Source organism: Algoriphagus sp. (assembly GCF_024642405.1).
GTDB lineage: Bacteria > Bacteroidota > Bacteroidia > Cytophagales > Cyclobacteriaceae > Algoriphagus.
Map to the genome: position 1 here is coordinate 1 of NZ_JAHEBC010000227.1, position 6,170 is coordinate 6,170.

Consider the following 6,170-nt stretch of genomic DNA (forward strand, 5'->3'; position numbering starts at 1 on the left):
TAAGTTCGGAGGCCATGTGTTCAGACCAAACTGTATAATAATCTGTTCTAAGTGCCAACCTTGCTTTTGGTAAATTATCCCAGGAAAAAATCGCGGTCATCGTTTTAATTCCCAAGTCTTTGGCAGCTTCCATTGCATAGGCGGCACCTGGATATCGTTGATGCGTACAAAATAAAAGGTCTGGATTTATTTCCTTCAAATCTTGTAGATACTGCTTATATGCCTGTGACCTTCGAATTCGGCTTAGAAAAATTTTTTCAGTTCCAGTTATTCCTTCGTATCCTTTTATCTGCTTCCCAAAAAACTCAGATAAGGTTATAAGTGCTTTTCTTTGCCAAGATCCTTTTTTCTCATGCCAGTTCAGCATGATCGTAGGGTTTGAAGTAATCTTTTCGTTATGCCTTAACCTTGCATAACAAGAACTTTCCTTCAGCAATTGAACCGAGAAATCTTCCTTAAATACAGAAAATGTCTTTTCTTCTGGAATAAATCCATTAAGAGAAGCTGATAATTTCACAACCTCCGGAGAAAGTGCATGCCAGATGATAATCTCATGGCCTTCCTCATGTAATCTTTTTAGAAGATCAGAATACAAATAATTTCTTATACCAACCCCATCCGGGATCAGGAAGCAAATTTTCATAAAATATCTTTAAACAGCTTTTGTTTGGAAGTCCCCCAAAACTCAGATTTCAATAATGATTTTAGAAACAACTGATCACTATCTCCTTTTCCAAAAAGTTGTTGAACTGGATGTCTATCCAACCCTTTTACTTGATTTAAAGCTAAAAGAATTTCGTCTTTGTCGTAATTAACATTGATAATCTCAGAATGAAGCGCTCTGTTTTGTTGGCGAGAGCCAATGTTAATACTAGGAATCCCATAATAAGGTGCTTCTCGAATACCTGCACTACTATTCCCCAACATAAACTGGCTTTTCTTTAGTAGTGCCAAAAAGAATTCGAAACGCAAACTAGGAAAGATACTGAAACGTGGATTTCCTTTAAGTTTTTCGTAGGCAGACAATATATGTCTGGAACCTAAATCGTTATTAGGGTAGATTACAAGAAAATTTTGATCCGAATCTAAAGCAGCATTTACCAGTTGAGCAGCCGCGAATTCCATTTTATCTTCCTCGGTGGTAACTGGGTGAAACATCAATACTCCAAATTCTCTAAAAGGAATTTGATAATAATTTAATGCTTCTTCAAAAGTGGGAAGTTTATCAGAAAACATTAGGTCAATATCCGGGGAACCTATCACATGAATATTTTCTTCCATTTCTCCCATTTGAACCAATCTCTTTTTGGCTATTTCATTAGATACATAATGTAAATGGCTCATTTTTGAAACCGAATGCCGAATGAGTTCATCAATAGTTCCTGATACTTCTCCACCTTCAATATGAGCTACCAGAATGTTATTCATAGAACCTGTAATCGCACCTGCCAGTGCTTCTACTCTATCTCCATGAATAATCAAAAGGTCTGGTTTATTTTCCTGAATATAGGATGAAAGACCTTCTATGGTCTTCGCCAAGGTCAGATCCATACTAGCTTCGGAAGTATAGTTGATGTATTGGTATACATTATCAAAACCGGATTTCAGAATTTCGAGAACTGTATACCCATACTTTCTATGCATATGCATTCCTGTAGCAAAAATATGTACTTCAAAGTCAGGATGATCTTTGGTAATAGCAATAAGGGACTTCAGTTTCCCAAAGTCCGCTCTAGTGCCAGTTAGAAATAGAAGTTTCTTTTTATTGGACATCTTTCCAGGAAACATGTTCATCTGCATCAAGGTCAACCAATGCAGTTTTACCAATTAAGGATTCGTAGTGTTCTGCCAAAATTTCTCCTGTCCCAGGCCTTTTCACCCATATATTTTCTTTTGTAAATGGCTCACCGGCCTTTACTGGAGCTGTCGTCACTACAGTTGCAAATGCAAAATCAATTGTCACTTGTTCTTCCTTTGCTGGCTCCTTTTTACCACCAAGCATCAAATGTATTTCCTTACTGCCTTCAATTAATTCTTTACATGCCTGCTCATCCATAGAGCAAACAATATCTGGCCCGTTCCTTTGCATGTGATCTGTAAAATGCCGTTCTAAAATCGATGCACCTTGAGCCACAGCAGCAAAACATGCCAAATTTGAAAGCGTATGGTCACTTAGCCCGATTGGGATTCCAGGAAATTCTTTCATGAGCTGCTGCATAGCTCCAAGTCTAACCAAATGAATTGGAGTGGGGTATAAATTGGTAGTATGAAGAATAGCTAGTGGAACTCCATGTTTTTGAATTGTCGCAACAGCTTTCTTTACACTTTCTATGGTATTCATTCCTGTGCTAAGGATCATAGGTTTTCCGAAAGAAGCAATATGATCCAATAGTGGATAGTTATTACATTCTCCACTACCGATTTTGAAAGCCTGAACATCCATACTTTGAAGCCTATTCGCGGCAGCTCGGGAGAATGGAGTGGAAATAAAAATCATTCCTTTGCTCTCCACGTAGGTTTTCAATGCTCTTTCATCTTCTTCATTTAGAGCACATCTTTCCATAATATCATAAATGGAAACATCTGCATTGCCTGGAATTACCTTTTTGGCAGTTTTACTCATCTCATCTGCCACAATATGAGTCTGGTGCTTTACCACTTCAGCACCCGCTCTAGCTGCAGCATCTACCATTTCGAATGCAGTTTCAAGACTTCCTTCATGGTTAATCCCCAACTCGGCAATAACTAAAGGAGGAAAATCAGGTCCAACTTTTCTTCCTGCAATTTCAATGTATTTATTCATATGACTTTAAATGTTCAAGTATATAAGCAGCATAGGTAAGATCATCCGGTTCATCAATATCTACAGTACTCGCTATATGATCTATTTGTAAGGGATATACATCCCTGGTAATAATCTCTCCATTCTTAATAGCTTCTGCGAGAGTGATATAAATCAAACCATTCTCAAAATACCTAGGGGTCAAATCTTGCATCCTTTGTCCAGGGAGATAATTTTCAGGATGATAAAAATTTGACTCATCAATAGTTCCAAACTTTTTTGGCAAAACTGAAAATCCAGCCAAGCTTTTTCTATTCGAAGATTCGAATCTGGAAATTGCCTCTTTTAATAGATTTTTTGGTCTAATCGGATTAGTGGCCTGGAGTAGAATGATTGCATCACAAAGGATTTCATTGGACTCAAACCAGCTTAATTGCTGCTGTAAGACCTCTACAGAACTTGTTGTATCAGAGCCCAAAGACTCAGGTCTCATCGTGATTTTAGCCCCAAATCCCCTGGCAATTTTTGCTATTTCCTCGGTATCTGTATTGACAAAAACATCATTTTCAGGAAAATTCTGTCTTGCAAAATTGATTGAATGAGCTATCAATGGAATTCCATTAAGATCGATAATGTTTTTACCAACAAATCTCTTTGAGCCTCCTCGTGCGGGTATTACGATTTGATAATTCATTATTTATCAGGTCTCGGCATTTTTTGAAGAACGAATCAAATTTTTTGAATTAAAAATATTTTTTGACTCCCCCTACTCTAGTCCTTTTTTTAATCGGAATTCCCAAGATTCCAAACTATGGAAGTCTTTCAGAAATTGACTCATTTCCTCTTCCTTATTTTCCATTGGAAAAGAGAGTAATTGATTTTGAAATTCAGAGATCCAAGAATCAATAATATTTGGAGTGTCGATCAATTTGACAAAAGGGTAACCTCTCACCACATCTTTAATTCCACCATTCGCGGAAGTAAAAATAAAATTCCCGCATTTTATTGCCTCTACTAAGGATAAACCAAAGCCTTCTTTCCAAAGTGAAGTGAAAAAATAGTAATCACTTATTTGAAGATATCTGGATAACTCTTTTGGTTTTAACCTTCCCAATTGGCTTACCCTATTATGTTCCCAATCTGGATTGGAATTATGTCCAATGGTTATGATTTTTACTTTTGGGTCTAAATCCAATAATCTTGGAATCATTTTACCGAATAAGTGAATTCCTTTCACTGGTCTAGAGTTTGCCATCCAACAAATAATCTTATCCTCCGAAGCAAAGCCTAATTCTTGACGAATCAGGGTTTTTTGTTGAGAAGTAAGAGGGAAAAACAAATCTGAAGAAACCCCATTTCCGATAATTTCTACCTCTGGGGTAAACTCATTGTTGATTCTTAAGCTTTCTTTATAACCTGCTTCTGTAAGAAAAAACACCTTATCAACAAGAGAAGAATAAACAGACTTTAAGGATAGTGCATGGCCATGATAATAGAAAATGACTTCAGTACCTTTTGGCAAACGATCCTTTAACTTACATATGCCCTCTAACAAAACCTGATCGTCAAGAACTAAAATCTGTAGAGGGGTATTTTTTTCTGATAGATTTAAAAGCTTATCAGAGTAATCTTTAACAACCCAATTTTTAAGGGCTGAATCTCTAAAAAACGAGGAACCTCTAAACCATTTTCTTTTCGCACTAAAAGCAAACACTTCATCTTGATCCTTACTTGGAGATAAGACATAGTCAAAGAATTTATTTTTCTTTAAGAAATAATTGAATTCCTCAGTCCAACTACCGATTCCATGGTATGGTAAAGGTAAATTGGATACTAATACTCTAATTTTTTCTTTCAAGGTGAAATAAAAATAAACTCAATTCACGTGTTTAGAATTCTTGTAATTCTACCATTCTTTTAAACAACTTACTATTTTCAATAAGCTGGTCAAATTTCCCATCTCCTACTACATTACCTGAATCTAATACTAGGATTTTATCAGCTTTCTTCACGGTGCTCAGTCTATGGGCCACAATGATGATGGTATATTTCCCTCTTAAGTTATCGATGTTTTCCTGGATGGATCTTTCCGTTTCACTATCAAGTGCAGAAGTGGCCTCATCCAAAATCAAGACATCAACTTCTTTGTAAAGTTCTCTTGCAATTGAAATCCTCTGTTTTTGCCCTCCAGAAATTAAAATCCCATTATCCCCCAATTTTGTACTTTCCTTTTCAGGCAAACCCTCTATAAAAGTATTGATGTTTGCCATTTTAGTGGCGTGGTTAAATCTCTTTATATTTTCAGGAGTTTTCTCATCCCAAAAAGTGACGTTATTAAAAATATCATCACTGAAAATCACCGGCTCTTGGGTAATATATCCAAACCTTCTTCTATAAGAAGATCTATCAAATGCATCCCTGCTGGTTCCATTTATAATGAATTTCCCTTCCGTGGGTTCCAAAAGTCCAATAATCAAATTTACCATAGTAGTTTTTCCACTACCACTACCTCCTACTAATGCCAAAGTTTTTAACCTTTCAACATTTAGGTTTATATCCCTCAAAACAGGGATTTTGGGATTATAGGCAAATTGCAGATTTTCAATTTTGATGTTTTCAATTTTGCTTACCTTATTACTAATGTCTCCCGGCTCCTTCAAAGTTCTGAATTCCTCCATCAGCTCCATGGCTGCTACTATCCCTCCATAATGAGATACAAAACCTTGCCAACTTGTTTGTAAGCTTATGACATAGTTTAAAGCTCTGTAAAAGAAGAGTAAACTTGCCATAATACTGGAAATCTGCCCTCCCATTAAATTTACTTGTACCAATATAACCGCGACTACGACCAGCAGAACAATCGGCTCCCGAGTACTTGACATAAACGAGCTATACAATCCAATTTTCTTCTGTTGCTCTTCAATAGAATCAATGATCGCCTTGAGCTTCATTTTATACTTTGAAAAGTAATCTGTCGCTTTTAAGTACTTAAAATTATGAACTGCCTGAATTAGATAGGATTGAAATTCATGATTAAAGGCTGTTACTCCTACTGAAGCTTTTTCAGTAAACTTGAAAATAAACTTGAAAAGGAAATTAGATAAAAAGCCTCCAATACTTACCAATATCGCAAATTGGAAATTGGATAACATCGCCAAAGTGACATATACACTCAATAGGACTAGGTATTGAATCGTACTGAAATAAGTGAGGAAACTATAAGTCACTTTAAATACTTCACCAGAAAGTGTATTCTGGATTTTCCCAGCATCTAAGTTGACGAAGTTTTTGAAACTCATTCCCTCCAAGCCGTCCACCATTTCGTAACGAAGTTTTTTTACAAACTCCATTTGAAGTTTTGTCTTATAAACCCCATCAAAAAACTTAA

At 36.2% G+C, this 6,170-nt stretch carries 6 protein-coding genes; all 6 read right to left on the minus strand.

The features are described 5' to 3' along the window. Positions 1–643, minus strand: a 643-nt coding sequence (locus Q0L68_RS14730) for a hypothetical protein (RefSeq protein ID WP_296704688.1), incomplete at its 3' end; no start/stop codon positions are given. Then, the gene (neuC, locus tag Q0L68_RS14735; protein WP_296704691.1) at positions 640–1,794 is read right to left on the minus strand and encodes a UDP-N-acetylglucosamine 2-epimerase; all 1,155 of its coding nucleotides are present in this window, start codon (positions 1,792–1,794) and stop codon (positions 640–642) included. The genes neuC and Q0L68_RS14730, both read right to left, overlap by 4 nt. Next, positions 1,763–2,803: an N-acetylneuraminate synthase gene (neuB, locus tag Q0L68_RS14740; protein WP_296704694.1), complete on the minus strand. Its 1,041-nt coding sequence runs from the start codon at positions 2,801–2,803 to the stop codon at positions 1,763–1,765. The genes neuC and neuB overlap by 32 nt, the downstream gene beginning before the upstream one ends. Beyond that, positions 2,796–3,476 (minus strand): acylneuraminate cytidylyltransferase family protein, encoded by a 681-nt coding sequence (locus tag Q0L68_RS14745; protein ID WP_296704699.1) that lies wholly within the window; start codon positions 3,474–3,476, stop codon positions 2,796–2,798. The genes neuB and Q0L68_RS14745 overlap by 8 nt, the downstream gene beginning before the upstream one ends. A gap of 72 nt (positions 3,477–3,548) precedes the next feature. Next, the gene (locus Q0L68_RS14750) at positions 3,549–4,640 is read right to left on the minus strand and encodes a glycosyltransferase family 4 protein (protein ID WP_296704702.1); all 1,092 of its coding nucleotides are present in this window, start codon (positions 4,638–4,640) and stop codon (positions 3,549–3,551) included. Between the two features lie 31 nt (positions 4,641–4,671). Then, the coding region (locus Q0L68_RS14755) for an ABC transporter ATP-binding protein (RefSeq protein WP_296704705.1) at positions 4,672–6,170 on the minus strand (1,499 nt) is incomplete at its 5' end.

Bases quoted from the DNA above. Each gene is read 5' to 3' on its own strand.
- neuB (WP_296704694.1), bottom strand. From the start codon at position 2,803: ATGAATAAATACATTGAAATTGCAGGAAGAAAAGTTGGACCTGATTTT.
- neuC (WP_296704691.1), bottom strand. From the start codon at position 1,794: ATGAACATGTTTCCTGGAAAGATGTCCAATAAAAAGAAACTTCTATTT.
- Q0L68_RS14745 (WP_296704699.1), bottom strand. From the start codon at position 3,476: ATGAATTATCAAATCGTAATACCCGCACGAGGAGGCTCAAAGAGATTT.